Consider the following 24,766-nt stretch of genomic DNA (forward strand, 5'->3'; position numbering starts at 1 on the left):
CTCGGCAGGATGGGCGGATGCGTGCTGTCACTGTCGCCGAGCCCGGAGGGCCCGAGGTCCTGACCATCAGCGAGCTGCCCGACCCGGAGCCGGGGCCGGGCGAGGTGCTCATCGACGTCGCGGCAACGGCCGTCAACCGGGCGGACCTGCTGCAGCGGCAAGGGTTCTACCCGCCGCCGCCCGGTGCGTCGGACGTCATCGGCCTGGAGTGCAGCGGCACGATCGCGGGCATCGGCGAGGGCGTGACCGGCTGGGACGTCGGTGCGCCGGTCTGCGCCCTGCTCGCCGGCGGCGGCTACGCCGGCCGGGTCGCCGTACCCGCCGGACAGGTGATGCCGGTGCCCGACGGCGTCGACCTGGTGACCGCGGCGGCGCTGCCCGAGGTCGCGTGCACGGTCTGGTCGAACGTGTTCATGATCGCGGGACTGCAGCCCGGCGACGCGTTCCTCGTCCACGGCGGCGCCGGCGGCATCGGCACGATGGCGATCCAGCTTGCGTCGACGCTCGGAGCGCGGGTGCTCGCCACGGCCGGGAGCGCGGAGAAGCTCGAGCTGTGCCGCTCGCTCGGCGCCGAGGTCGCGATCAACTACCGCGACGAGGACTTCGTCGACGTGGTGCGCAGGCACACGGACGGGCACGGAGCCGACGTCGTGCTCGACAACATGGGCGCGAAGTACCTCGCGCGCAACGTCTCCGTGCTGGCCGACGAGGGCCGGCTCGTCGTCATCGGCCTCCAGGGCGGCGTGAAGGCGGAGCTCGACCTGGGCCAGCTCCTCTCGAAGCGCGGTGCGGTCATCGCGACCGCGCTGCGATCGCGGCCGGTCGACGGGAAGGCCGCGATCTGCGCGTCCGTCGTCGAGCACGTCTGGCCCCTGGTGGCGGACGGCAAGGTGAAGCCGATCGTCCACCAGGCGCTGCCGTTGGACCAGGCTGCCGACGCCCACCGCCTCGTGGAGGCGGGCGGTCACAGCGGCAAGGTGCTGATGACCCTCTGACCGAGGCCGCCGACCGGGTGCGGATTAGGGTTGAGGCATGAGCGAGCAGTCTTCCGACGGCCAGGAGCAGCAGATCGTCGTCATCGGCCCCGATGGCCAGCCGGTCGCCACGATGCCGGCGAGCGCCGTCTCCGGCCAGGAGGGCGACGCCGACGACGGCGAGCGGTCTCCGACCGACCTGGTCGAGCAGCCCGCGAAGGTGATGCGGATCGGCAGCATGATCCGGCAGCTGCTCGAAGAGGTGAAGGCGGCGCCCCTCGACGAGGCCAGCCGTCAGCGGCTCCGCGACATCCACCAGGCGTCCATCAAGGAGCTCGAGGAGGGCCTCGCACCCGAGCTGGTCGAGGAGCTCGACCGGCTGTCGCTGCCCTTCATGGAGGACTCGACGCCGTCCGACTCCGAGCTGCGCATCGCCCAGGCCCAGCTGGTCGGCTGGCTGGAGGGCCTGTTCCACGGCATCCAGACCGCGATCTACGCCCAGCAGATGGCCGCGCGTGCCCAGTTCGAGCAGATTCGCCGGGCGCTGCCCCAGGGGCTGCACCCCGAGGGCGCGCCAGGCATGCCGGGCGCGCCTCAGGACCAGCAGCCGGCGGCGGACGAAGGCCGCTCCAGCGGCATGTACCTGTGACCTGGTCGGTCAGGCGCGGCGGGAGTTGATCCGCGCGAGCAGCAGCAGACCGAGCACACCGATCAGCGCGAGTGCCGCGCCGGGGGCGGCGAGCCGGCCGAGGGACGGGTTGGAGCGGGCGCCGTCGTCGGGGGGCGACAGCGAGTAGTCGGGGGCGGTCTCCTCGGTGGTCTGCTCGTCGAGCGCTTCGGCCAGCCGATCCCGCTGCTCCGCGCTGAGGGCGCCGACCTTCGTGGTGCCGCCGCACCTCTCGGCGATGAGGTGGTTCATCCCCTGCTCGCCGGAGACGAAGAAGACATAGGTAGCTTTCACGTCGAGCCTGCCGAGCCCGCCCGGCTCGCCGGACGGCTCGGTGACGACGAGGACCCGGTTGCCGGGCTGGAGCTCACTCCGGAACGGGATGTCGACGACGACCGTGTGCTGCCACCGGGTGATCCGCCGGTCCGGGGTGTCCGGTGCCCCGGTCGGCCCGTCGGAGGACCCGTCGGAGGGCTCGTCGCCCTGGTTCGCCTTGCCCTCGCCACCGCCGACGGAGGTGCGCGGCTCGACATCGCTGACCTTGCCGGCGAAGACGTCGGTCACGGCGTCGGCGTGCTCGCGGACCGCGGTGGGGTTGTCGAGGTCGAGCGGGTCGCACTCGGCCGGCGTCGACGCGGCCGTCGCTGTGGCCGTCGTTGTGGCCGTCGGCGCGAACCAGCAGCCGAGGACGACGAGCACCGTCGCCAGGGTCGTCCGGAGCGCTGCGATCATCAGAACAGCCTAACCATGCCCGACCGGCGTCGAACGACCCGTCAGCCGAACCATCGGTCGAGCTCGACGGCCGCTCCGTCCTCGTCGACGGTGCCGGTGACGTGGTCCGCGGCGTCCTGGACCTCCTGCACCGCCTGCCCCATCGCGACGCCCCGGCCGGCCCAGGTCAGCATCTCGATGTCGTTGCGGCCGTCGCCGATCGCGAGCACGTCCTCGGCGCCGACCCCGAGCCGCTCGGCGACGTACTGCAGACCCGACGCCTTGGACACCCCCACCGGCGACAGGTCCATCCACGCGGTCCAGCCGACGACGTAGTCGGTGCCGTGCAGCCCGAGCTCGGCCGCCATCGCGACGAAGTCGTCCGCGGTCGCCTGCGGGTCGCGGATGATCACGCGGCTCACCGGAGCGGACACCAGGTCCTCGAGCCGGGTGACGATCAGCTCGCCCCCGAGCTCGCCGTCCGGGAACGGCGCCGACACCCGGTAGCCGACTCCGCGCTCCTCGATGGCGACCAGGGCGTCCGGGTGCCGCTGGAGCACGGCGTGCACGGCGGGCGCCGCGTCGAACGTCTCCTCGTGCACGATCTCCGTGGGCGGGTGCCGCACGATCACCGAGCCGTTGGACGCGACGATCCACAGCTTGTCGTCCGGGGTCACCGGGTCCTGCAGGTCGAGCTGGTCGGCGATCGGGGTCATGCCGTGGGGAGCCCGGCCTGAGGCGAGGACGACGTGCGCGCCGTCGGCCAGCGCCCGTTGGACGGCGTCGTGGACCGCGTCCGGGACGACCTCGTGCGTGGAGCCCCCGCCGCCTCCGTCGACCCACTTCAGCAGCGTGCCGTCGATGTCGAGGGCGACCAGCTTGGGCCGCCAGCCCTGGTGCGACGTCACGACCTAGACCGGCTTGAGCAGGTCGAGGCCGCCGAGGTAGGGCCGCAGCGCCTCCGGCACCCGCACCGATCCGTCGGCCTGCTGGTGCGTCTCGAGGATCGCGACGATCGCGCGAGGGATCGCGGTGAGCGTGCCGTTGAGGGTGGCGATCGGTCTGGTCTGGCCGCCCTCGCGGACCCGGATGTCGAGTCGACGGGCCTGGAAGTCAGTGCAGTTCGAGGTCGAGGTCAGCTCGCGGTACCGGCCCTGGGTCGGGATCCAGGCCTCGCAGTCGAACTTCCGGATCGCCGAGAGACCGAGGTCCCCGGCAGCGGTGTCGATCACCCGGTAGGCCAGCTCGAGCTTGTCGAGGAACTCCTTCTCCCACGCGAGCAGCCGCTCGTGCTCGACGTACGACTCCTCGATCGTGGTGTAGACGAACATCTCGACCTTGTCGAACCAGTGCACCCGGATGATGCCGCGGGTGTCCTTGCCGTGCGAGCCGGCCTCCTTGCGGAAGCACGGGCTGAACGCCGCGTAGCGACGGGGCAGCGTGGCCGCGTCGAGGATCTCGTCGGAGTGGTACGCCGCCATCGCGACCTCCGAGGTCCCGACCAGGTAGAGGTCCTCGCCCTCGATCCGGTAGACGTCGTCGGCCGCCTGGCCGAGGAAGCCGGTGCCGTCCATCGCCCGCGGTCGCACCAGCGCCGGAGCGACCACCTGGGTGAAGCCGGCCGCCCGGGCCTGGTCGAGGGCGAGGTTGACGAGCGCGAACTCGAGCTGCGCGCCGACGCCGGTGAGGAAGTAGAAGCGGCTGCCGCTCACCTTGGCGCCGCGCTCGATGTCGATGGCGCCCAGGATCTGGCCGAGCTCGACGTGGTCGCGCGGCTCGAAGCCCTCGGCCGCGAAGTCCCGGGGCGTACCGATGTGCTCGATGACCGTGTAGTCGTCCTCACCCCCGGCGGGCGCCTCGTCGGCCGCCAGGTTCGGGATCGCCTTGAGGATCTCGGTCCACTCGTCGTCGGCAGCGACCCGTGCGGCCTCCGCCTCCTTGACCTCGGCGGCAAGGGTCTTGGTCTGCGCGAGCAGCTGCTGCTTCTCCTCGGGCGACGCCTTCGGGATCTGGGCGCCGAGCGCCTTCTGCTCCGCCCGCTTGGTCTCGAACGTCGCGATCGCCGCCCGGCGCGCGGAGTCGGCGGCCAGCGCCTGGTCGACCACCTCGCCGGACAGCCCGCGCTTGGCCTGGGCGGCGCGGACGCGGTCGGGCTCGTCGCGGAGGATGCGCGGGTCGATCATGCGGCTGAGGCTATCGGGGAGGTCGAATTGAAAAGGATGGCCCGTCGAATCGACGAGGATGGTCGCGCGAAGTGACCACCATGGTCGTCATCTCGGGCGACCATCCTTGTCGATTCGACCTAGTACGGCGCGACGGGTTCGGGGGGCGGGAAGATGCGGTCGAGCTCGTCGAGGTCTTCGGCAGTCGGGGCCCAGCTACCGGCCGCGGCGTTGGCAGTCACCTGCTCGGTGCTGGTGGCGCCGGCGATGACGCTGCTGACCGGTTCCTGGGCCAGCAGCCAGCCGATGGCGACGGTGACCTCACTGACCCCGCGCGCGGCCGCGAAGTCGGAGTAGCGCCGGAGCTCGGGCGACGTCGCGACCTCGAGCAGGTGCTGCCGGGTGCGGGAGAGACGGGTGCCGGCCGGTGCCGTGCCGGTGGCGTACTTGCCGGTGAGCAGCCCGTTGGCGAGCGGGAAGTAAGGCAGCACCCCGAGGCCGAGCGCCCGGCAGGCCGGCAGCACCTCCAGCTCGGCGCGTCGGTCCACCAGGTTGTAGTGGCTCTGGCTCGACACGAACCGCTCGGTGCCCAGCTCGCGGGCGACGTACTCCGCCTCGGCGATCTGCCACCCGGCCCGGTTGGAGTGGCCGACGTAGCGGACCTTGCCGGCCCGGACCAGGTCGTCGAGCGCGCTGAGGGTCTCGTCGATCGGGGTGGCGGGGTCGGGGGTGTGGAACTGGTAGAGGTCGATCCGGTCGGTCGCGAGCCGGCGCAGCGACGCCTCGACGGCGGTGACGATGTAGCGGCGGCCGCCCCGGGCACCGAAGTCCGGACCGTTGACCCCCTGCACGTCCATGCCGAACTTCGTGGCGACCACCACCTGGTCGCGGCGGCCGCGCAGCGCCGCACCGAGCCGTTCCTCGGCGAGCCCGGGCCGGGCGCCGTAGGTGTCCGCAACATCGAACAGCGTGATCCCGGCGTCGACCGCGGCGGCGACCACCCGGTCCGAGCCCTCTTGCGACTCGGTGGCGGTCCCCGGGCGACCGAGGTTGTTGCACCCCAGGCCCACCACGGAGACGGCGAGGCCGGAATCGCCGAGGCGGCGGAGCGGCGGAGGGGCGGCGTCGGTCGGCGGGCGCGGATCCGTGGTCACGAGTACGACGTTAGTGGGCCGACCAGTTAGCCTCGCCGCGTGCTGGACCGCCCTCGTCAGACGCCGCTGATCGCCGCGGTCGCCTGCCTGCTGCTCTTCGCAGCGCTCGCCGTGGGCGTCTCGGCCGGGTGGGTCATGTTCGCCGACGTCGACGACACCGGCCGGGACCTGGAGAACTGGGCCGACGGCCGGGGTCTGTACGGCGTGCTCCGCGCCATCGAGCTGGCCCTCGACGCGGTGCCGATCGCGGTCTACTCGGTGGTGCTGGCCGTGGTGATGTACGCCAAGCACCACCGCCGGGCCGCCATCCTGATCGTCGCGGTCATGACCGCCACCTTCGTCTCGACCCAGGTGCTGAAGTGGCTGATCGGTCGGAACCGACCCGAGTGGCAGGAGACCGTGGGCCTGCTGGACAGCCGCGCGTTCCCGTCCGGTCACGCGTCGCAGACGACGGCCCTCGCCGGCGTGTGCCTGGTGCTGGCTGTCATGCTGGTCCGGCGCGCGAACATGCGGCGACTGATCGGCGTCGGGATGGTCCTCCTCGTGCTCGTCGCCTGCGCGGACCGCGTCCTGCTCGGCCGGCACTACTGGACCGACGTGGTCGGCGGCGTGCTGCTCGGCGGCGGACTGGTCCTGCTCGGCGTCGCTCTCTACAGCCCGCTCCCCCGCAGCCTTGCCCTCACCTCCCTACCGCTCCCGCAGGCACTCCCGCTGTCCAACGACCTGGCGGTCGTGCTGAACCCGATCAAGGTCGAGGACGTCGCGCAGTTCCAGACCATCGTCGAGCAGATGGCGGTGGGCTCCGGCTGGAAACCCCCGCGGTGGTACTTCACCACCGTCGAGGACTCCGGCACCGGGCAGGCCGAGCAGGCGTCGGTCGACGGCGCGGACCTGGTGATCGTGTGCGGCGGCGACGGCACGGTGCGCGAGGTGTGCGCCGAGCTGGCCGGCACCGGCATCCCGGTCGGCATCGTGCCCGCCGGCACCGGCAACCTGCTCGCCCGCAACCTCGGCATCCCGCTCTTCATCCGGGCCGCGATCGACATCGCGCTCAACGGCCAGGACCGTGCCATCGACATGGTCAAGGCGACCGGCGACGGGATCGACGACACCCACTTCATGGTGATGGCCGGGATGGGGTTCGACGCGGCGATCATGGAAGGCGTCAACGAGGAGATCAAGAAGAAGGTCGGCTGGATCGCCTACGTGCTGTCGGCGCTCAAGGCGCTGATGTTCCCGACCATGCGGCTCGAGGTGTCGGTCGACGGGGGCCCGTTCAGCAAGCACCGCGCCCGGACCTGTGTCGTCGGCAACGTCGGCAGCCTGCAGGGCGGCATGAACCTGATCCCCGACGCCGCCATCGACGACGGCCAGCTCGACGTCGTGCTGCTCTACCCACGCCGGTTCCTCAGCTGGATCCCGCTCGTGGTCCGCGTCCTCAGCCGCCGCGAGAAGCGGGCGGGCGAGTCCGTTGCGCGTTTCACCGGCCGGTCCGTCGTCGTCCGCGCCTCGCTCGAGGTGCCCCGCCAGCTCGACGGCGACACGATCGGTCCGGGCAAGGAGCTGCACATGGAGTGCATCCACGGCCGGCTACTGGTGCGGGTGCCGCGCTAGGGCCTTGCGTGGGTGATCGCCTCGGTCTCCTCGGGTGAGAGGTCCTGGTCGCTGCGCCACGAGGTGACACTCTTGGCGTAGGTGCGGGCCTCGTTGCGGCCGCGGATCGAGGTGAGCACCACCCCGTCGCCGCCGTCGTCGAGCAGCGCGAGCGACCACGAGAGCCGGCCGCCCATCTCCTCGAACGCGTCGTACCGCACCACCGCGAGGTGCCGTAGCGCCCCCGCGGCCTCCTTGCGGAGGGCGGCGACCTCCTTGCGCAGGCCGAGCACGTCGGCCGGCAGGTCACCCTCGGCCGTCGGCCGCACCCGGAGGTAGGTCAGGAAGCCCACCACCAGGGCGAGCACGGCGACGACGAGGGCGATGCTCGCCAGCAGGGTCGGCATGGGGCAAGGTTAGAGATGCCGCTCGTCGACACGGCGCAAACTCGCACGAGCTCGCTGCACTCGCCGCGCGAGTTTCCGCCGGGTCGACTCCCGTCCAGCTTCGCGGACGGGACCCGGGTCGCCCGGCACTAGGCTTTGCCCATGGCCCACATCGCCTACCAGGGGGAACCCGGCGCGAACTCCCACCTCGTGTGCAAGCAGCACTACCCGGATTGGGAGGCGCTGGCGTGCGCGTCGTTCGAGGACGTGTTCGCGGCGGTCACGAGCGGCGAGGCCGACCTGGCGATGATCCCGATCGACAACTCGATCGCCGGCCGGGTGGCCGACATCCACCACTTCCTGCCGGAGTCCGACCTCCACATCGTCGCGGAGCACTTCCTGCGGATCGAGTTCTCGCTGATGGCAGTCCCAGGGGCGACCACGCAGACCATCCGCACCGTCCACAGCCACGTCCACGCGCTCGGCCAGTGTCGCAAGGTGATCCGCGAGCTCGGCCTGAAGCCGCTGATCTCGGGTGACACCGCCGGTGCCGCCCGCGAGGTGGCCGAGGCCGCCGACCCCAGCCAGGCAGCCATCGCACCGCCCCTCGCCGCCGAGATCTACGGCTTGGAGATCCTGCGCGCGGACGTCGAGGACGAGGACCACAACACCACCCGGTTCGTCGTTCTCTCCCGCGACTTCGTCGCCGCCCCGCGCGGCGACGGACCGGTCGTCACGACCTTCGTCTTCAACGTCCGCAACCTGCCGGCCGCGCTCTACAAGGCGCTCGGCGGGTTCGCGACCAACGGCATCAACATGACCAAGCTCGAGAGCTACATGGTCGGCGGCGAGTTCGCCGCGACCCAGTTCCTCGCCGAGGTCGACGGTCATCCCGACGACCCGGGCCTCAAACGCGCGCTCGAGGAGCTGGCGTTCTTCACGACCGACGTGAAGGTGCTGGGGGTCTACCCCGCCGACCCGTTCCGGGGATGACCGCGGACGTCATACGGTGGGCAGCGCGGGAGGTGCGGGACGGATGACGTCCCGCGACGCAGACCACGAAGATTGTCTGACAATCCACTAAGGTGCCGCCATGACCGTGAACCCTGGGAACCCCGGCAGTACTGGTGTGGACAGCGAGGTCGGGCGGCTCCGCACGGTGATGCTGCACCGCCCGGGCTCCGAGCTCCAACGGCTCACGCCGCGGAACAACGACCGGCTGCTGTTCGACGGCGTTCCGTGGGTGTCGCGGGCGCAGGACGAGCACGACGCCTTCGCCGACGCGCTCCGCGAGCGCGACGTCGAGGTGCTCTACCTGACCGAGCTGCTGACCGAGACCCTCGCCGACGCCGAGGCCCGCGAGATCGCGATCGAGACCGCGCTGACCGACCTCGACCTCGGCGAGACCCTGCGCCTCTACCTTCGCGGCTTCCTCGGCGACGCGACGCCGGAGGAGCTCTCGGTCTACCTCACCGCAGGCATCCGCAACGACGAGGTGCGCGGCGGCTTCGGACTGGTCACGACGCTGCTGGCGTTCGACGACTTCCTCGTCGACCCGCTGCCCAACCTTCTCTTCACTCGCGACTCCTCGGTCTGGGTGCGTGACCGGGTCGCGATCACCTCGCTCGCGATGCCGGCGCGCAAGCGCGAGACCCAGCTGACCGAGCTCATCTACCGCCACCACCCCCGGTTCGCCGCCAGCCCGCGGATCCTGGGCCACCACTTCGAGCACGTCGAGGGCGGCGACGTGCTGCTGCTCTCGCCGGGTGTGATCGCGGTCGGGGTCGGGGAGCGTACGACGCCCGCGGGCGCCGAGCGGTTCGCGCGCCAGGTGTTCGAGGCCGGCCTCGCCGAGACCGTGCTCGCCGTACCCATCGCGCAGGAGCGCGCCACCATGCACCTCGACACCGTGTGCACGATGGTCGACGTCGACAAGGTCGTGATGTACCCCAACGTCGCCGACACCCTCACGGCGTACGCCGTCACCCGTCGCGGGGCCGCCGAACCCGCCCACCTCGAGCTCGACGTGGCCGCGCCGGAGCCGTTCCTCGTCGCGGCGGCGAAGGCGATGCAGCTGGACACGCTGCACCAGATCGACACCGGTCTCGACCCCGTGACCGCCGAGCGCGAGCAGTGGGACGACGGCAACAACACTCTCGCTCTCGCACCGCGACTGGCGGTCGCCTACGAGCGCAACGACGGCACCAACAGCCGGCTCGAGGACGCAGGCATCGAGGTGATCCGGATCGCGGGCTCGGAGCTGGGCTCGGGTCGCGGCGGCCCCCGGTGCATGAGCTGTCCCATCGCGCGTGACCCTCTCCCCTGACGCAGCGTTACGGATAAGGTCACACCAGCGCGGGTTCCGCGCACATGGGGAGACCGCAGCGAAAGGGTCAGCATGGCAACGTTCTTCGAGCACTTCAGTCCCAAAGAGGTCGCCAAGATCAGCGGCGTCGGACGCCGTGTGCATCTTCCGGAGGGCTGGTCGCCGATCTGGAAGGACACCCCGGCCGACAAGGCCTACATCATCCTCGACGGCACGGTCTCCGTCCGCGTCGACGGCGAGGAGATCGCCCAGCTCGGTGCCGGCGACATCGTCGGTGAGGCCGCGATCATGGGCCACAAGCTGCGCAACGCCACCGTCGTCGCGCTGACGCCGCTCGACACCATCCATCTCACCGACGAGACGCTGGTCCAGCTCGACAAGGAGATGCCCTCCTTCCACCAGGCGCTCGAGGAAGTCGCGCAGTCCCGCGTCCAGCACTGATGTTCGGTGACAGCACCTGAACAGCCGACCGACCGCGCCGCGCCGCCGACGGCCGGTGCGGGCGCCCTCGACTCCCTCGAGGAGCACCTCTTGGGTGAGCGCCCGACCCTCACCCAGGCCGAGGTCGCCGACCAGGCCGGGATCTCTCTCGACGCCGCCCGCGAGCTGTGGCACCTGCTGGGCTTCGCCCACGCCGAGCCCGAGGAGCGCGCCTTCACCCAGGGCGACGTACGGGCGCTCAAGCTCACCCAGGACCTGACCGACCTCGGCCTCCTCACCGAGGACCGCCAGGACGGGATGGTCCGGACCCTCGGCCGCAGTTTCGCGCGGCTGGCCGAGTGGCAGGTCGGCCTGTTGGCCGAGACCGCGCTCGACACCGGGATCGATCCGACCGACGGGATCCTGGAGCTCGCCGACGAGGTGACGCCGCGGGTCGAGGAGCTGCAGACCTTCGTCTGGCGCCGGCACGTCCTCAACGCCGCGTCCCGCATGCTGGCGGTCGCGGACGCCGGCGACCGGACGAGCGACCGCGCCGTCTGCTTCGTGGACATCGTCGGCTACACGTCCCGCTCGCGGACGTTGACCGATCGCGAGCTGGTCACCTGGCTCGAGGCCTTCGAGACCGCCGCGCTCGACACCGTCATCGAGCACAACGGCCGGATCATCAAGAACATCGGCGACGAGCTCCTCATCGTCGCCGACACTGCGGAGGACGCGGCCGCGATCGCCATGGAGCTGACCCGCCGCGGCTCCGACGAGGACGACGACTTCCCCGACGTCCGCGCCGGCGTCGCCTACGGCGAGGTCGTCACCCGGCTCGGCGACGTGTTCGGCCCGGTCGTCAACATCGCCGCCCGGCTGACCAGCGTGGCGCGGCCTGGCACCGTCCTCATCGACAAGGGGATGTACGCCGCGCTGACCGGAGCTGCCGGGGACGACGCGGACACCAGCGACACCGAGGGGCCGGAGCGGGACGAGTCGCCGTACCGCTTCCGCCGCGTGCGTCGGGTGTCGGTGAAGGGCTACTCGCGCCTCCACCCCTGGGCGTTGCAGCCGCGCGACTGACGACCTGACCGCCGCCCTGCGTGCTCGCGGCAGCTGCTGGGTGTTACGCCTCCTCCTCCCGGGCGCTCACCATCGGCACCACGTCGGCGATGGAGTTGACGACCATGGTCGGCCGGTAGGGAAAGCGCTCGACGTGGTCAGGGTGGGTGGAGCCGGTCGACACGAGGATCGTTCGCATGCCGGCCTCGAGACCGCTGATGATGTCGGTGTCCATCCGGTCGCCGATCATTGCCGTCGTCTCGGAGTGCGCCTCGATCCGGTTGAGCGCGCTCCGCATCATCAGCGGGTTGGGCTTCCCGATGAAGTACGGCGACCGCCCGGTGGCCGTGCTGATCAGGGCGGCGACCGAGCCGGTAGCGGGGAGCATGCCCTGGGGACTGGGGCCGCTCGCGTCCGGGTTGGTGGCGATGAAACGTGCTCCCGCGTTGATCAGCCGGATCGCGCGGGTGATCGACTCGAACGAGTAGGTGCGGGTCTCGCCCAGCACGACGTAGTCCGGCTCCCGCTCGGTCATCACATAGCCGATGTCGTGCAGTGCGGTGGTGAGCCCGGCTTCGCCGACGACGTAGGCCGACCCGCCCGGGCGCTGGTCGTGAAGGAACTGCGCGGTCGCCAGCGCCGACGTCCAGATCGACTCTTCGGGTACGTCGATGCCGCTGCGGAGCAGCCGGACCCGCAGGTCGCGCGGCGTGTAGATCGAGTTGTTGGTGAGGAGCAGGAAGGGCACGGACGCCGCCTGCAGCGCGGCGATGAAGTCTGTGGCGCCGGGGATCGGGTCCTCCTCGCGGACGAGGACGCCGTCCATGTCGGTCAGCCAGGTTCGGATCGGGCGCATGTCGGTCACGCCTCCATTGTGGGCGTACACGCGCTAGCGGATCGTCACCTGACGGTTGGCCAGGCCGGCGCGCGCCGACCGCTGCTCGGTGGTCAGGTCCTCCTGCACCGCGAGCGCTGCGTCGAGCCGCGTGCGGAGCTCGGCAGCACCGTCCTCGACGCCCTCGACGCCGGTGCCGACCGGGAGCTCCCAGACCGGAGCGACCACGCCGTGGGCGCGGAACATCCCGATCAGCCGGGCTCCCTCGACGACCCGGTCCTCGCCGGCGACGTGCAGCCGCGCGAACGCGTCGAGGAGGTCGTCCTCAGGCTCCGGCATCACCCAGCGCAGGAACTCCTTGTCGCCCAGGTGCGTCCAGTACGCCGACGCCACCGATGCCAGCCGGGCGGTGGGCGAGGCGGCACCCTGTGCCTGCTCGAGCGCCGCCGCCAGCTCGGGTGATTCCTCGACGTCCGACACCCAGTAGTCGAACCCTTCGTGCACCTCGACCTGGAGCGGCTCGTCGGCGACCAGGTCCTGCAGCCGCGGCCCGTCGCCCGGCGACTCGGTGAGGCCGACCATCGGCGTGCCGGGCTCGGCGTCGAACGCGGCCAGCAGCACCGCGGCCAGGTCGCGCGACGGATCGCCGAAGTTGTGCTGCACCTGGAGCCCCAGCCAGACCTCGCCGCTGTCGCGGACCATGGCAGGGGCGGCCATCGGGAGCAGCGTGCAGACCCGGGCGGTGCGGCCGGCGTACTCACCCGTCAACGGCAGGACCGCCGTCGCTGCAGGCACCAGCTCGCGCATCGCGACCAGGTCGCACTCGGACGCGAGCCCCTCGAACGGACGCTTCACGAACACGGTGCCGCCGCCGGGAGCACCGTGGCACGCCTTGTAGCGCTTGCCCGAGCCGCACGGGCACGGCTGGCGCGGACCGACCTCGCCGGGCGCGGTGGACTCGGCGGCACGCGTCTTCGCGCGGTTCTTCTTGGCCATGGCCCCAGAACCTATCCGGACGCCCTAGCCGGCCACCTCACCGCGCTGGTCGAGCAGGTCGAGGACGTATGCCGGACGGTCGGTGATCACCGCCCGCACCCCCATCGCCAGGCAGAGCTCCAGGTCGGACTCGGTGTTGACCGTCCACACGTGCACCGGACGATCCCGGCGGCCCATGCTCTCGACCACGCGGGGGTGGTCGCGCAGCAGGTTGATGCCCGGCCCCATGATCGTGTCTCTGCTGATCGCTCGTCGCAGCATCGGCCAGAGCGCCGGCTTGTCGATGAGCTGCACCCGTTCGACGTCGGGAGCCAGCCGCTCCACCCGTTGCAGGGCGGTGAAGGAGAAGCTCATCACCCGAGCCGGCGAACCGGGCGTCTCCCAGCCGAACTCGTGGAGCATCTCGACCAGGCGCTTCTCGACGAGTCCGCCGAACCGGGTCGGGTGCTTCGTCTCGATCGCGACCTCCACCGGCCGCTCGTAGTCGGCGACCGTCTCCAGCAGCTTGCGCAGGGTCAGCACCTTGCCGAGCTCCTCGTCGCGGTCGGGAGCCTCGTCGTCGAGGTCGGCCCACGGGTTCTTCCAGCTCGAGAAGTCGAGGTCGTTGAGCTCGGCGAGGTCCATCGTCGAGACCAGGCCGCGGTTGCCGGAGGTACGCCGCAGGTCACGGTCGTGCACGCAGACCAGGTGCCCGTCGGCGGTCAGCCGGACGTCGCACTCGAGCGCCCCGGCGCCGGCGTCGAGGGCTTGGAGGTAGGCCCCCAGAGTGTGCTCGGCGATCTCGTGACTGGCGCCCCGGTGGGCGACGACCTGCGGCCGCATGTGCAGCAGTGTGCCGCAGGTCGTCGACGCGGCGCGGGACAACGCGTCGTACGCCGGGAGCGAACACGCTGTCCTCCGGCGCCGGACCGTCCTAGCGTCGCCTCATGGGTGACGTGATCGAGTTCAACCGGCCGACGCGACCGGCCGACCGGCCGATCGAGCCCCTGTGGCGCGAGGCAGCCGGCGAGGAGCTGCGCAACGAGCGGCACCACAGCGAGCGGACGCTGGCCGACGTCGCGCAGGAGGCCGGCATCTCCGTGCAGTACCTCTCGGAGGTCGAGCGCGGCCGCAAGGAGCCGAGCTCGGAGGTGCTCGCCGCCGTGGCCGGCGCGCTCGGGCTGCGGATGGCGGACCTCACGCTCCGTGCGGCCAGGCGGCTGCACGGGCCGGTCTGCCTCGCCGCGTAGCAGGGATCAGGGATCGACCAGGGTCCGTCCCCGATGTCCCCGCGGCCGCGGCGCGGCACGCTGGACGTATGACCAACTACGAGCCCTACCCGCCCCCGGTCCCCGCCCAGCCGGCGCGCCCCCGCACGCTCCTGGTGCGCAGCCGCAGCGACAAGATGGTCGCCGGCGTCTGCGGCGGCTTCGCCGACTTCACCGGCTTCGACGTCAACCTGATCCGGATCCTGCTGGTCGCGGCGACGGTCCTGGGCGCGGGGTCCCCGATCATCGTCTATCTCGCCGCGTGGATCCTGATGCCCGAGGGCGATTGACCCCTCCCCGTCAGGCGGCTTTGCGGGACGCCAGCACCATGTCCGCGAGCCCGTAGGCGACCGCACCCTCGGCGTCGAGGATCAGGTCACGGTCGGTGTCCTCCCGCAGCTGCTCGAGGGACTGGCCGGTGTGCACGGCGAGCACCTCCTCCATCGTCGCCCGCAGCCGCACGATCTCCTTGGCCTGCACGGCCAGGTCCGGCAGCGTCCCCTGCCCGCCGCCCGACGGCTGGTGCAGGATCACCCGCGACCGCGGCAGGACGGAGCGCCGTCCCGGCGCCCCCGCGGCCAGCAGCACCGCAGCCGAGGACGCCGCCTGCCCGATGCAGGTCGTGGCCACCGGCGCCTTGATGAACTGCATCGTGTCGTAGATGCCGAGCATCGCCGTCACCGAGCCGCCCGGTGAGTTGAGGTAGATGTTGATCGGGCTGTCCGGACTGTCGGCCTCCAGGTGCAGCAGCTGCGCGATCACCACGTTGGCGACACCGTCGTCGATCTCGGTGCCGATGTAGACGATCCGGTCGCTCAGCAGCCGGCTGTAGATGTCGACGGCGCGCTCGCCGTGCAGGGTCTTCTCGACCACGCTCGGGATCGTGTACTGGCTCATCGCTGATCCCCGAACGCGACCGAAGGACGGGTCGGCGCGACCGTGCGGACGTCGGTGAGGATCTCGTCGACGAAGCCGTAGGCCTTCGCCTCCTCGGCGGTGAACCACCGGTCGCGCAGGGCGTCCTTCTCGACCCGCTCGACCGGCTGACCGGTGTGCTCCGCGATCAGGCCCATCAACACCCGCTTGGTGTGCTCGAGGTTCTCGGCCTGGATCTCGATGTCGATCGCGGTGCCGCCGATCCCGGCGGAGCCCTGGTGCAGCAGCACCCGCGCGTGCGGCAGCACGTAGCGCTTCCCGGGAGTGCCGGCCGACAGCAGGAACTGGCCCATGCTCGCGGCCAGTCCCATCGCCAGGGTGCTGACGTCGTTGGGGATCATCCGCATCGTGTCGTAGATCGCGAGCCCGGCGGTCACCGAGCCGCCGGGACTGTTGATGTAGAGGCTGATGTCCCGGTGCGGGTCCTCGGCCGAGAGCAGCAGGAGCGCCGCGCAGAGCCGGTTGGCGACGTGGTCGTCGACCTCCTGGCCGAGCACGATGATCCGCTGCTGCAGCAGCCGGGAGGTGAGCTGGTCGTCGACCATCAGGAGTGGTCGTTCGGGTGCGGAAGTCGTCATGGCTCCACCGTGCGTCGGGCGGAGACGGATACCCAAGCCGTTCTGCCGCAGGCAGATCCGCTGTCGGCAGGTACCGTCGGCCGCGTGAAGACGGCGGCGTACGACGACCTCGTGCTGCGCCTCCGGGCCGCCGGGTGCGTCTTCGCCGAGGACGAGGCCCGGCTGCTCCTCGACGCGGCGAACGGGAGCCTTCTCGAGGCCCTCGTCGCGCGCCGGGTCGCCGGTCAGCCGCTGGAGCACGTCGTCGGCTGGGTCGACTTCGCCGGGGTCCGGGTAGCGCTCGACCCCGGCGTGTTCATCCCGCGGCAGCGGACCACCTTCCTGGTCGATCTCGCCACGGAGGTCCTGACGGGGGACGGCGTGGTCGTCGACCTCTGCTGCGGTTCGGGTGCCCTCGGCCTCGCACTGGCGCACCGGCGCCCCGGCATCGAGCTGCACGCGGCCGACCTCGACCCGGAGGCCGTCGCGTGTGCCCGGCGCAACCTCGGGCCGGTCGGCGGGACCGTGCACCACGGCGACCTCGACGCGCCGCTCCCCGAACGGCTGCGCGGCCGGGTCGACGTGCTCGTCGCCAACGTCCCCTACGTGCCGTCCGCGGATATCGCGCTGATGCCCCCGGAGTCCCGCGACCACGAGCCGCGCGCCACGGTCGACGGGGGTGCCGACGGGCTGGACGTCGTACGCAGGCTCGCGGCGATCGCTCCCGGTTGGCTCGCGCCCGGGGGCACGGTCTTCGTCGAAACCGGCACCGACCAAGCCCCGCCAGCGGTCGCAGCGTTAGCCAGCGCCGGTCTGGACGCCCGGGTCCATCACGACGACGACCGCGACGCGACCGTGGTCGCGTCGACGTGGAGGGGTTGCGGACCCTGGTCGTGATGCCGGTGCCAGGTGGGTAGAGCCCGCGCCAGCCCGCGCGGGCCCTGCACCTCGATTGCCCCGGACCGCAGCGCGCCGCCCCATCGAATCTCTCCGAGGTGCCAGCGGGCGAACGCGACGGGATCGTTCACGATGACAACGAGATGTTCCTCGCCGCCGGGATGCTTCTCGCAGATCTCGGCCTCGCCTCGTTCGATCAGCAGCCAGTTGCGGCTTCCTCCCCCACGCAACGTGGGGTAGTCGAAGCGGACCAGCACACGCCGTTGCGGCAGCACGTCAAGGTCGAGGAAGAACGTCGCCCACATCCAGAGGACGACGCCGGGGTGCGCCTGCTCGGGCGTCAGGTCCGCCCACCTCGATCCCCAGTGCTGAAGCGCGACCAGGACCGCCGACAGCTCGCGACCCGCCTCGGTCGGAACGTACGTCGAGCCACGACCGTCGGGCTTGGGCTGGATCTCGATCACCCCGGCGCGCTCGAGATCGCGAAGCCGCTTGGACAACAGCCCGCGCGACAGGCCCGGAGCTCCGTCCGCGATCTCGTTGAACGTCCGGCACCCCAGGATCACGATGTTGCGAAGGATGATGATCGACCAACGCTCGGCGAGCAGCTCCGACGCGCGCGCGATCGGGCAGTACTGGCCGTAGGTCCTCACCGATCCAGTCTCTCACCGGAGAGGCATCGCGTTGGGTTCACTTCCTGAACCCCGCCTCCGGGGTTCAGAGATTGAACTTGTGGCACCTCGGAGTGCGCCGGACATTGGGAACGGCAGCTCGGCCGACCCGATGAGAGGTGCGCGATGGAGCTCGACGAACTGGTCTTCCACCCCTGGACGATCCAGGGGCCGCGAACCGTGCCGACCTTTGTCGGCGGTGCTGGCAGCTATGTGGTGGACGCCAACGGCCGGCGCTACCTCGACTTCAGCTCACAGCTGGCCTTCACCAACCTCGGTCACCAGCACCCCCGCATCGTCGCGGCGATCAAGGACCAGGCAGACCGGTTGTGCACGTTGGGCCCCGGATACGCGTCCGACGTCCGCGGCGAAGCGGCCCGGCTGATCGTCGAGGTCGCGCCCGAGGGGCTGGGCCGCGTCCTGTTCACCACCGGCGGCACGGAGGCGATCGAGCACGCCGTGCGGATGGCCCGGCTGCACACCGGCCGGCCGAAGGTGCTTGCCGCGTATCGCTCGTACCACGGCTCCACGGCGACCTCGATCCACCTCACCGGTGATCCCCGTCGCTGGGCCAACGACACCGGCACTGCCGGCGTCGTCCACTTCTTCGGTCCGTTCCTGTACCGGTCGGCGTTCGGTGCGAGCACGCCTGAGGAGGAGTGCGAGCGTGCCCTCGCGCATCTCGAGCAGGTGATCCTCCTCGAGGGAGCGGCGACAATCGCTGCACTGGTCCTCGAGCCGGTTTCCGGCAGCTCTGGGGGCGTCGTGCCGCCTGCCGGCTATCTTCGCGGAGTCCGGGAGCTGTGCAGCCGTCACGGCATCGTCTTCATCGCCGATGAGGTGCTGGTCGGGTTCGGTCGGACCGGTGCCTGGTTCGCCGTCGAGCACGACGGCGTGGCTCCGGACCTGCTGGTCTTCGCCAAGGGCGTCAATTCCGGATACCTGCCCCTGGGAGGGGTGCTGGTCGGCGATGCGATCTACGAGACGTTCATGCAGCGTCCCTACCCGGCAGGCATGACCTACAGCGGGCATCCGCTCGCCACCGCATCAGCGGTCGGTGCCATCACTGCGATGAGGGGCGAGGGCACAGTGGCGTCGGCAGCCCGGCTCGGCGCCGACACCCTGGGACCCGGGCTCGCCAAGATCGCCGAGAACCATCCCTGCGTCGGCGATGTCCGCGGCATCGGTGGATGGTGGACATTGGAGCTCGTGCGTGACCGTCAGTCCAGGGAACCGCTCGTCCCTGTCGGTGCCACCGGCCAGGCGAACGCTCCGATGGCCGCGTTCAGCAAGTCATGCCTCGACCGCGGCCTCCTTCAAATGGTCCTGAGCAACCGCGTCCACGTCGCGCCGCCGCTCAACGTGAGCGACGCCGACGCCGCAACCGGACTGGCCATCCTGGACGAAGCCCTGGCCGAGGTCGATACGTTCCTGCACTCCTAGACTTCCGGGTATGGACGATCCTCGAAGTCGGTCCCGTTCACCTTCATTGCTGCAAGGAGGTGAACGGGCATGATCGACTCGCAGACCTGGCTCAGCCTCGCCCTGGTCGTGGTCTTCGTCCTCGTCGGCGGCGTCTTCGCCGCGACCGAGATCGCCCTCGTGTCCCTGCGCGAGAGCCAGGTCAACCAGTTGGAGCAGCGCGGCCACCGCGCCGAGCGGGTGGCGGCGATCGCACGAGACCCCAACCGCTTCCTGTCAGCAGTCCAGATCGGCGTGACGGTCGCCGGCTTCTTCTCGGCCGCTTACGGCGGGTCGACGCTCGCGCCCGACGTGGCGCCGTACCTCGTCGACCTCGGCCTCGGCAAGGAAGCCTCCGACACTGCCGCACTCGTCCTGATGACGCTCGTGATCGCCTACCTGTCGCTCGTGCTCGGCGAGCTGGTGCCGAAGCGGCTGGCCCTTCAGCGGCCGGTGCCGGTCGCGCTCGCGACCGCGCCGGTGCTCGACCGGTTCGCGACCGTGATGCGGCCGGTGATCTGGCTGCTCTCGGTGTCGACCAACGCGCTGGTCCGGCTCCTCGGCGGCGACCCGAACGCCGTCAACGACGCCGTCAGCGACGAGGAGCTGCGCGACATCGTCACCACCCACGAGACCCTCGGCGACGACGAGCGCCGGATCGTCTCCGATGTGCTCGCCGCCACCCACAGCACCCTCAAGGAGGTCATGCAGCCGCGCGGCGACGTGGCGTTCATCGACGGCAGCACGCCCCTGGTCGAGGCCGTCACGTGGGTTTCGGGGCAGCAGTACTCGCGCTACCCCGTCACCGGCGAGGGCTTCGACGACGTGACCGGCTTCCTCCACGTCCGCGACCTCCTCGACGTGGGTCAGGACGATCGGCGCAGCGTCGCCGAGGTACAGCGCGAGGTGCTCCACCTCCCCGGCACCAACCGCGTCCTCCCCACTGTCTCGATCATGCGCCAGGAAGGCACCCATCTCGCCGTCGTGGTCGACGAGTACGGCGGCACCGACGGCATCGTGACCCTCGAGGACCTGGTCGAGGAGGTGGTCGGCGACATCCGCGACGAGTACGACGAGCCCGAGGCCGCGTTCGACGAGGCCGGCGCCGCCACCGTGGTCGACGCGGGCCTCACCATCGAGGACTTCGCCGAGGCGACGGGGATCGCGCTGCCCGACGGTGATTACGAGACCGCGGCCGGATACGTCATCGCCCGGCTCGGCCGGCTGCCGGACGTCGGCGATGGGGTCGAGGTAGGGCCTGCCCGCCTCGAGGTCGAGGAGGTGGAGGGTCGGCGGGTCACCCGGCTCGCGATCAGCACGGTCGAGTCGGAGCCCGACAGTGCGGGCGGCGGATCGGATCTAGGCTGACGACGTGAACCGGCTGCAGATCTCCGCGGTGACGCCGAACCGGGTCTCGGTCTGGGCTGAGGACCTCGAAGCGGTCGATCAGCCCTGGGTGACGTCGCCTGGCCGCACCAGTCCGGACTCGTAGGCGAGCACCACGAGCTGCGTGCGGTCACGCAAGCCGTGGCGAGTGAGCACGTCGCTGATGTGCGACTTCACCGTGGCCTCGGCAAGGAACAGCGAGGCAGCGATCTCCGCGTTCGACTCCCCGCGAGCAACTAGCTTCACGACATCGCGCTGACGATCGGTGATCGAGAGCGTCGGGGCATCGGGCCTTGCGACGCCCGCGACGTACTGCTCGATCAGTCGGCGGGTGATGGTGGGCGCCAGTAGCGCGTCTCCTGTGGCGGCCGCCCGGATGCCCCACCACAGCTGCTCTCGCGGCACGCTCTTCAAGAGGAACCCGGTGGCGCCTGCGGACAAGGCGGCGGCAACCGTCTCATCGGTCTCCATCGTGGTGAGCATGAGAACCCGAGAGCTGGCGCCACTTGCGACGATTCGCTTCGTGGCTTCGATGCCGTCGATGCCAGGCATCCGCACGTCCATGAGGACGACGTCAGGTGACGTACGACGGACCGCCTCGATCGCTTGCGCGCCGTCGGCGGCCATGGCGACGACCTTGAACTCCGGATTGCTGCCGATGATCGCGGCCAGCCCCTCACGCACCAGATCCTCGTCGTCGACGACGACGACCGTGACTGCGTCGGCCGCGTTCATCGGGGCAGCACCGCCTGCAGGCAGTAGGTGCCGTCGTGGTCGAGAACCTCGAGCGAACCGCCGACTGCGGCGACCCGTTCACGCAATCCCGCGATCCCCCGCCCGCTCCCGCCGTAGGACGACTGGTGACGCGTCCCGCGACTCTCCACCCGGATTGCCGAGTCCGCGTCCGCGTGGTCGATCACCAGCCTCACCTGCGCGTTCCGCTCGTGCCGCAGAGCGTTGGTCAGGCCTTCTTGCACAACCCGGAACGCGCAGTGGTCGGCAGCCGGAGGCAAGGCGGACACCCCTCGCGTCACGAGCTCGACACGCAGCCCGGCCGCCCGCACACCGGCAACGAGCGACGGCAGGTCAGCCAGTCCGGTCGACGTGGAACCTGTTGACTCGTCGCTCGGCTCGTGCAGCAGGGCAAGCATCGCGTGGAGCTCGGCCACAGCGTCCTGGCTCGCGGCACCGATCGCGGCCAGGGCGCGGCGCGCCCCCTCGACATCGGAGTCGATCACCGCCTGACCGGCCTCGGCCTGGACCGAGATCAGCGTGACCGCGTGGGACACCACATCGTGGAGCTCGCGAGCAAGGCGGCGACGCTCGGCCTCTACCGCCTCGAGCGCCGCGACCTCCGCAGCCGCAGCCCTGGCCTCCATGACCGCTACGTCGCCGGTGCGCTTGCGGAAGGCGACACCGACCCCGCCTGGGATGCCCACGAACAGCGCCCAGCCGGGAAGCAACGATGCGACGTCGTCACCGGCATCGAGGGCTCCCGTGGTGATCATCGCCAAGCTCAGGAACGACAAACCGAACGCCGCGTCCCGGCGGTTGGCGTGGGCGGCGACCGAGAAGCTGGCAAGGATGAGGACGAACATCGGGACCGCTCGGTCAGGCGGCTCGACAAACACCGACTCGGCGATCAGGCACACCGTCACGCCGCACGCGGTGACCAACGGAATCCGGCGTCGGAATGCGATCAGCAACGTGGCGGCCACGCCGAACCCGAGTGCCGTTCCGCCGCCACCGCTGATGACGACCTCGGCGCACGCTGCCACTGTCATCAGCCCGGCGAGGGCGAGATCGAGGCCTGTCGTGGCGCGCCGCACGGCACAACGCTAGGCCCTGAGGCTGCCGCGCACGCCCGTCTTGAGGACGATCGCGCACCTCCTCAAGGAGGATGCGAATCAGCCGTCGCGCGGTGGTCGCGGCCGGCAGCCCATTCCTAGCCTCCCTTCATGACCACCACTTCGCTCGACCGGACGACACTCCGGACCAAGCCGACATTCGCCCTGGGACACCGTGCTCTGGTCGATCCTGATGACCATCGCCCTAGCGACGGTCGCCGTGGGAATCCGCAACCGGGCCATGCCATGAACCGCGCGGGGATGGTCCGTTGGACCGCTTCCACCGTGGCCTGCGGCGTGCTCGCGCTGACCTCCTGCGCAGCCCCCGACGAGGATCGTGCCTCCGATGGCAGCGGGACCGCCACGCAGCCCGATCGTGAAGTCACCCTCACCCTCGACGAGCACGTGCTGACCGAGATCGCCGGGTTCGACGCCGACGGAACGGCGACGGTGCAGGGCGTCGCCGCCTTCGCCAAGGCGCACCAGCACAAGCCTGAAGAGCTCCGCGAACGCGGACTGGTCCGAGGCGTCACCCAGACCTTCGCGCCTGAAGGGAAGGCGTTCGGACAGGGGTTCTCGGTCGCCGAGGAGTTCGCCACCGCCGAGCAGGCAGGTGACGAGGCCGAGCGCCTCTTCGCCTCCAACTCCGCACCCCCTCGCGGTGCTGAGGCAGTCCCTCTCGAGGTCCCTCGAGTGCCCGATGCCGACGCTGTGGTCATCACCGGCGACTTCGAGGGCGAGCCCGTCACCGGCGTCGAGATCGTCTTCGTCGACGGCGTGGTGCTGCACGAGCTCTTCGTCGTGGGCGAGGACCCGCTGGTGTCACCTGCGGTCCTCGCCGACGCCGCGGCCGACCTCTACGAGTCCGTCACCGGTCGTCCCCTCGGCTGACCGACCCTCCTCGGTCGAGTGCCTGGCCCGCGATCAGCCCTGGGTGCGCAGGTAGCGCCCGAAGTGCGGCACGGTGAACGCGATCCGTCCGCGCTCCCCGGAGTAGATCAGCCCCTTCTTGAGCAGGCTGTCGCGCGCGGGTGAGAGCGACTGCGGCTTCTTGCCGAGCACGCTGGCGACGTCGGCGGTGGCGACGGCTCCGACCGGGTCCGCACCGGAGTGGGCGTCCGCCATCGCACGCAGGTAGTCGCGCTCGCCCGGCGTCGCGCGGTCATAGCGCGACCCGAAGAACCCGACGGCGAGCTCGCGCTCGGCCTCGGGAGCGGCGACCGCGACGTCGTCCGCGCTGATCGGCGAGCGCGGCGCCAGGTCCCACACCGCCTTGCCGTAGGCCTGGATGAAGTAGGGATAGCCACCGGTCGCGTCGTACAGCGCGGCCAGCGCGGCGTCGTCGTACTCGGCGTCCTCCTCGGCCGCCGGCGCCGCCAGCGCCCGGTCGGCGGCCTCGCGGCTCAGCCGGTCGATCCGCTGGTAGGAGAAGAGCCGCTCGGAGTAGGACTTCGACGCCGAGAGGACCGCGGGCAGGTGCGGGAGCCCCGCGCCGACCACGATGACCGGCAGGCCGCTCTGGCTGAGCTCGTGACAGGCGGCGCAGAGCGCCGACACGTCGGCCGCGCCGACGTCCTGCATCTCGTCGATGAAGACCGCGACCCCGAGGCCCTTGTCGGCCGCGAGGCCGCCCACGTCGGAGAGCAGCTCGACCAGGTCGATCTCGATGTCCCCGGAATCGGCGCGGCCGCGCACCGCCGGCACCGCGATGCCGGGGCTCCACCTGTCCTTGAGCTTCGCGTCGGCGCCGGCCTCGCGCTCGGCGAAGGAGCGGATGACGCCGAGCACGTGATCGACCTCGTCCGGGTTGGGGTGGCCGAGCTCCCGGACCGCCTGGTGGAGAGCCCCGGACAGCGGACGCCGCAGCGACTGGTCGGGGCGCGCCTCCAGCTTGCCGGTGCCCCACCCCTTGCGGACCGCGGCCGAGCGCAGCGCGTTGAGGAGCACCGTCTTGCCGACACCACGCAGCCCGGTGAGGACGAGCGACCGCTCGGGGCGACCGCGGGCGACCCGCTCGAGCACCACGTCGAACGCGGTGAGCTGCTCGTCGCGGCCGGCGAGCTCGGGCGGCCGCTGGCCGGCGCCGGGCGCGTAGGGATTCCGGATCGGGTCCACGATCGGACCGTATCGGGGTGTCTAGCCGGATCCTTAGACCCCGCTAGCGTGTCGCAGCGCTCTCAGCGGGTTCAGCCGACGTGACCCAGCGGCGGTTGCGCCGGAGTCCCGTTCCGGCGCCGGAGTGCCTCCACGAGGGTGTCGATCACGTCCGGGACGTCGGCGCCGGCGAGCCGGAAGCTCCCGGTGCACACGTTGTCGCGCCACAGCGAGACGACGACGAGGTCGGCCTCCTCGTGCCAGCTCACCCGCAGCGCGCGGTCGTCACCGCGGGCGTCGAAGAAGATCGAGCCCGTCCGGGGCAGCGGACGCACGGCGGCCATCGCCACATCATGCGCCGATCGGCCGTGCCTGTCACTA

Annotated in this window: 28 protein-coding genes; 13 read left to right on the forward strand and 15 right to left on the reverse strand. The window is 71.0% G+C overall.

The features are described 5' to 3' along the window. Nucleotides 1-17 precede the first annotated feature (17 nt). Together SHK19_RS20885 and SHK19_RS20890 are read left to right on the forward strand one after the other, a co-directional pair. Entirely contained in the window at nucleotides 18-995 is a 978-nt protein-coding gene (locus SHK19_RS20885; protein WP_322937361.1) for an NAD(P)H-quinone oxidoreductase, read from the forward strand. 37 nt (nucleotides 996-1,032) lie between these two features. Further along, nucleotides 1,033-1,623 carry a bacterial proteasome activator family protein gene (locus tag SHK19_RS20890; protein ID WP_322454470.1) on the forward strand — a complete coding sequence of 197 codons (591 nt, stop codon included), beginning with the start codon at nucleotides 1,033-1,035 and terminating at the stop codon, nucleotides 1,621-1,623. 9 nt (nucleotides 1,624-1,632) lie between these two features. On the opposite strand, the gene SHK19_RS20895 is transcribed toward SHK19_RS20890, so the two are convergent. The 4 genes from SHK19_RS20895 to SHK19_RS20910 form a co-directional block, all read right to left on the reverse strand. Next, a complete protein-coding gene (locus SHK19_RS20895) occupies nucleotides 1,633-2,373 on the reverse strand; it encodes a hypothetical protein (RefSeq protein WP_322937362.1) in 741 nt (246 codons plus the stop codon). 41 nt (nucleotides 2,374-2,414) lie between these two features. Continuing rightward, on the reverse strand, nucleotides 2,415-3,260 hold the full coding sequence (locus SHK19_RS20900) for an HAD family hydrolase (protein WP_322454468.1): 846 nt from the start codon (nucleotides 3,258-3,260) through the stop codon (nucleotides 2,415-2,417). A 3-nt stretch (nucleotides 3,261-3,263) separates the two neighbouring features. Next, nucleotides 3,264-4,535, reverse strand: a complete 1,272-nt coding sequence (gene serS, locus SHK19_RS20905; RefSeq protein WP_322454467.1) for a serine--tRNA ligase — start codon at nucleotides 4,533-4,535, stop codon at nucleotides 3,264-3,266. Between the two features lie 119 nt (nucleotides 4,536-4,654). After that, the gene (locus SHK19_RS20910; protein WP_322937363.1) at nucleotides 4,655-5,668 is read right to left on the reverse strand and encodes an aldo/keto reductase; all 1,014 of its coding nucleotides are present in this window, start codon (nucleotides 5,666-5,668) and stop codon (nucleotides 4,655-4,657) included. A gap of 39 nt (nucleotides 5,669-5,707) precedes the next feature. Here SHK19_RS20910 and SHK19_RS20915 point away from each other — a divergent pair, with 39 nt between their 5' ends. After that, the gene (locus SHK19_RS20915; RefSeq protein ID WP_322454465.1) at nucleotides 5,708-7,282 is read left to right on the forward strand and encodes a diacylglycerol kinase family protein; all 1,575 of its coding nucleotides are present in this window, start codon (nucleotides 5,708-5,710) and stop codon (nucleotides 7,280-7,282) included. Here SHK19_RS20915 and SHK19_RS20920 read toward each other — a convergent pair. After that, nucleotides 7,279-7,668 (reverse strand): DUF4446 family protein, encoded by a 390-nt coding sequence (locus tag SHK19_RS20920; protein WP_322454464.1) that lies wholly within the window; start codon nucleotides 7,666-7,668, stop codon nucleotides 7,279-7,281. The two genes, SHK19_RS20915 and SHK19_RS20920, sit on opposite strands and share 4 nt — an antisense overlap. Nucleotides 7,669-7,809: 141 nt before the next feature. On the opposite strand from SHK19_RS20920, the gene SHK19_RS20925 reads away from it, so the two are divergent. From SHK19_RS20925 to SHK19_RS20940, 4 genes are all read left to right on the forward strand, one after another. Then, nucleotides 7,810-8,640 carry a prephenate dehydratase gene (locus tag SHK19_RS20925; protein ID WP_322937364.1) on the forward strand — a complete coding sequence of 277 codons (831 nt, stop codon included), beginning with the start codon at nucleotides 7,810-7,812 and terminating at the stop codon, nucleotides 8,638-8,640. Nucleotides 8,641-8,740: 100 nt separating this feature from the next. After that, a complete protein-coding gene (locus SHK19_RS20930) occupies nucleotides 8,741-9,973 on the forward strand; it encodes an arginine deiminase (RefSeq protein ID WP_322937365.1) in 1,233 nt (410 codons plus the stop codon). Nucleotides 9,974-10,045: 72 nt separating this feature from the next. Next, nucleotides 10,046-10,414: a Crp/Fnr family transcriptional regulator gene (locus SHK19_RS20935; protein WP_322454461.1), complete on the forward strand. Its 369-nt coding sequence runs from the start codon at nucleotides 10,046-10,048 to the stop codon at nucleotides 10,412-10,414. Between the two features lie 6 nt (nucleotides 10,415-10,420). Beyond that, a complete protein-coding gene (locus tag SHK19_RS20940; protein WP_322454460.1) occupies nucleotides 10,421-11,479 on the forward strand; it encodes an adenylate/guanylate cyclase domain-containing protein in 1,059 nt (352 codons plus the stop codon). A 43-nt stretch (nucleotides 11,480-11,522) separates the two neighbouring features. Here the strand turns inward: SHK19_RS20940 and SHK19_RS20945 are convergent, their stop codons facing one another. Genes SHK19_RS20945 through SHK19_RS20955 form a run of 3 tightly spaced genes read right to left on the reverse strand, consistent with a single transcriptional unit; the run spans nucleotide 11,523 to nucleotide 14,111 of the window. Then, nucleotides 11,523-12,314, reverse strand: a complete 792-nt coding sequence (locus tag SHK19_RS20945) for an HAD-IIA family hydrolase (RefSeq protein ID WP_322938719.1) — start codon at nucleotides 12,312-12,314, stop codon at nucleotides 11,523-11,525. Nucleotides 12,315-12,347: 33 nt separating this feature from the next. Next, nucleotides 12,348-13,289 carry a DUF5926 family protein gene (locus tag SHK19_RS20950; RefSeq protein WP_322937366.1) on the reverse strand — a complete coding sequence of 314 codons (942 nt, stop codon included), beginning with the start codon at nucleotides 13,287-13,289 and terminating at the stop codon, nucleotides 12,348-12,350. Nucleotides 13,290-13,313: 24 nt separating this feature from the next. Then, a complete protein-coding gene (locus tag SHK19_RS20955; protein WP_322454458.1) occupies nucleotides 13,314-14,111 on the reverse strand; it encodes a glycerophosphodiester phosphodiesterase in 798 nt (265 codons plus the stop codon). Nucleotides 14,112-14,215: 104 nt separating this feature from the next. Between SHK19_RS20955 and SHK19_RS20960 the strand changes: the two genes are divergently transcribed. Next, the gene (locus SHK19_RS20960; RefSeq protein WP_322937367.1) at nucleotides 14,216-14,518 is read left to right on the forward strand and encodes a helix-turn-helix domain-containing protein; all 303 of its coding nucleotides are present in this window, start codon (nucleotides 14,216-14,218) and stop codon (nucleotides 14,516-14,518) included. Nucleotides 14,519-14,586: 68 nt separating this feature from the next. After that, nucleotides 14,587-14,826, forward strand: a complete 240-nt coding sequence (locus SHK19_RS20965) for a PspC domain-containing protein (RefSeq protein WP_322454456.1) — start codon at nucleotides 14,587-14,589, stop codon at nucleotides 14,824-14,826. A gap of 10 nt (nucleotides 14,827-14,836) precedes the next feature. On the opposite strand, the gene SHK19_RS20970 is transcribed toward SHK19_RS20965, so the two are convergent. Both SHK19_RS20970 and SHK19_RS20975 read right to left on the reverse strand, forming a co-directional pair. Beyond that, nucleotides 14,837-15,433: a ClpP family protease gene (locus tag SHK19_RS20970; protein ID WP_322454455.1), complete on the reverse strand. Its 597-nt coding sequence runs from the start codon at nucleotides 15,431-15,433 to the stop codon at nucleotides 14,837-14,839. After that, a complete protein-coding gene (locus tag SHK19_RS20975) occupies nucleotides 15,430-16,050 on the reverse strand; it encodes a ClpP family protease (protein ID WP_322454454.1) in 621 nt (206 codons plus the stop codon). The genes SHK19_RS20970 and SHK19_RS20975 overlap by 4 nt, the downstream gene beginning before the upstream one ends. 84 nt (nucleotides 16,051-16,134) lie before the next feature. Here SHK19_RS20975 and SHK19_RS20980 point away from each other — a divergent pair, with 84 nt between their 5' ends. Further along, nucleotides 16,135-16,926 carry a putative protein N(5)-glutamine methyltransferase gene (locus SHK19_RS20980; protein WP_322454453.1) on the forward strand — a complete coding sequence of 264 codons (792 nt, stop codon included), beginning with the start codon at nucleotides 16,135-16,137 and terminating at the stop codon, nucleotides 16,924-16,926. On the opposite strand, the gene SHK19_RS20985 is transcribed toward SHK19_RS20980, so the two are convergent. After that, nucleotides 16,860-17,579 (reverse strand): winged helix-turn-helix transcriptional regulator, encoded by a 720-nt coding sequence (locus tag SHK19_RS20985; protein WP_322454452.1) that lies wholly within the window; start codon nucleotides 17,577-17,579, stop codon nucleotides 16,860-16,862. The two genes, SHK19_RS20980 and SHK19_RS20985, sit on opposite strands and share 67 nt — an antisense overlap. Nucleotides 17,580-17,723: 144 nt before the next feature. On the opposite strand from SHK19_RS20985, the gene SHK19_RS20990 reads away from it, so the two are divergent. Together SHK19_RS20990 and SHK19_RS20995 are read left to right on the forward strand one after the other, a co-directional pair. Continuing rightward, on the forward strand, nucleotides 17,724-19,040 hold the full coding sequence (locus tag SHK19_RS20990; protein ID WP_322937368.1) for an aspartate aminotransferase family protein: 1,317 nt from the start codon (nucleotides 17,724-17,726) through the stop codon (nucleotides 19,038-19,040). Nucleotides 19,041-19,109: 69 nt separating this feature from the next. After that, complete coding sequence (locus SHK19_RS20995) at nucleotides 19,110-20,426, forward strand: hemolysin family protein (protein ID WP_322937369.1); 1,317 nt, start codon at nucleotides 19,110-19,112, stop codon at nucleotides 20,424-20,426. 78 nt (nucleotides 20,427-20,504) lie between these two features. On the opposite strand, the gene SHK19_RS21000 is transcribed toward SHK19_RS20995, so the two are convergent. Together SHK19_RS21000 and SHK19_RS21005 are read right to left on the reverse strand one after the other, a co-directional pair. Next, nucleotides 20,505-21,179 (reverse strand): response regulator transcription factor, encoded by a 675-nt coding sequence (locus SHK19_RS21000; RefSeq protein ID WP_322454449.1) that lies wholly within the window; start codon nucleotides 21,177-21,179, stop codon nucleotides 20,505-20,507. Beyond that, nucleotides 21,176-22,273, reverse strand: a complete 1,098-nt coding sequence (locus SHK19_RS21005; RefSeq protein ID WP_322454448.1) for a sensor histidine kinase — start codon at nucleotides 22,271-22,273, stop codon at nucleotides 21,176-21,178. The genes SHK19_RS21000 and SHK19_RS21005 overlap by 4 nt, the downstream gene beginning before the upstream one ends. A 129-nt stretch (nucleotides 22,274-22,402) precedes the next feature. Here SHK19_RS21005 and SHK19_RS21010 point away from each other — a divergent pair, with 129 nt between their 5' ends. After that, a complete protein-coding gene (locus tag SHK19_RS21010; protein WP_322454447.1) occupies nucleotides 22,403-23,182 on the forward strand; it encodes a hypothetical protein in 780 nt (259 codons plus the stop codon). A gap of 33 nt (nucleotides 23,183-23,215) precedes the next feature. Here the strand turns inward: SHK19_RS21010 and SHK19_RS21015 are convergent, their stop codons facing one another. Continuing rightward, on the reverse strand, nucleotides 23,216-24,406 hold the full coding sequence (locus tag SHK19_RS21015) for an ATP-binding protein (protein ID WP_322454446.1): 1,191 nt from the start codon (nucleotides 24,404-24,406) through the stop codon (nucleotides 23,216-23,218). A gap of 71 nt (nucleotides 24,407-24,477) precedes the next feature. Beyond that, nucleotides 24,478-24,729 carry a hypothetical protein gene (locus SHK19_RS21020; protein WP_322937370.1) on the reverse strand — a complete coding sequence of 84 codons (252 nt, stop codon included), beginning with the start codon at nucleotides 24,727-24,729 and terminating at the stop codon, nucleotides 24,478-24,480. Nucleotides 24,730-24,766: the final 37 nt, after the last annotated feature.

Origin of the sequence: Nocardioides bizhenqiangii, from assembly GCF_034661235.1 — a bacterium.
Lineage (GTDB): Bacteria > Actinomycetota > Actinomycetes > Propionibacteriales > Nocardioidaceae > Nocardioides > Nocardioides bizhenqiangii.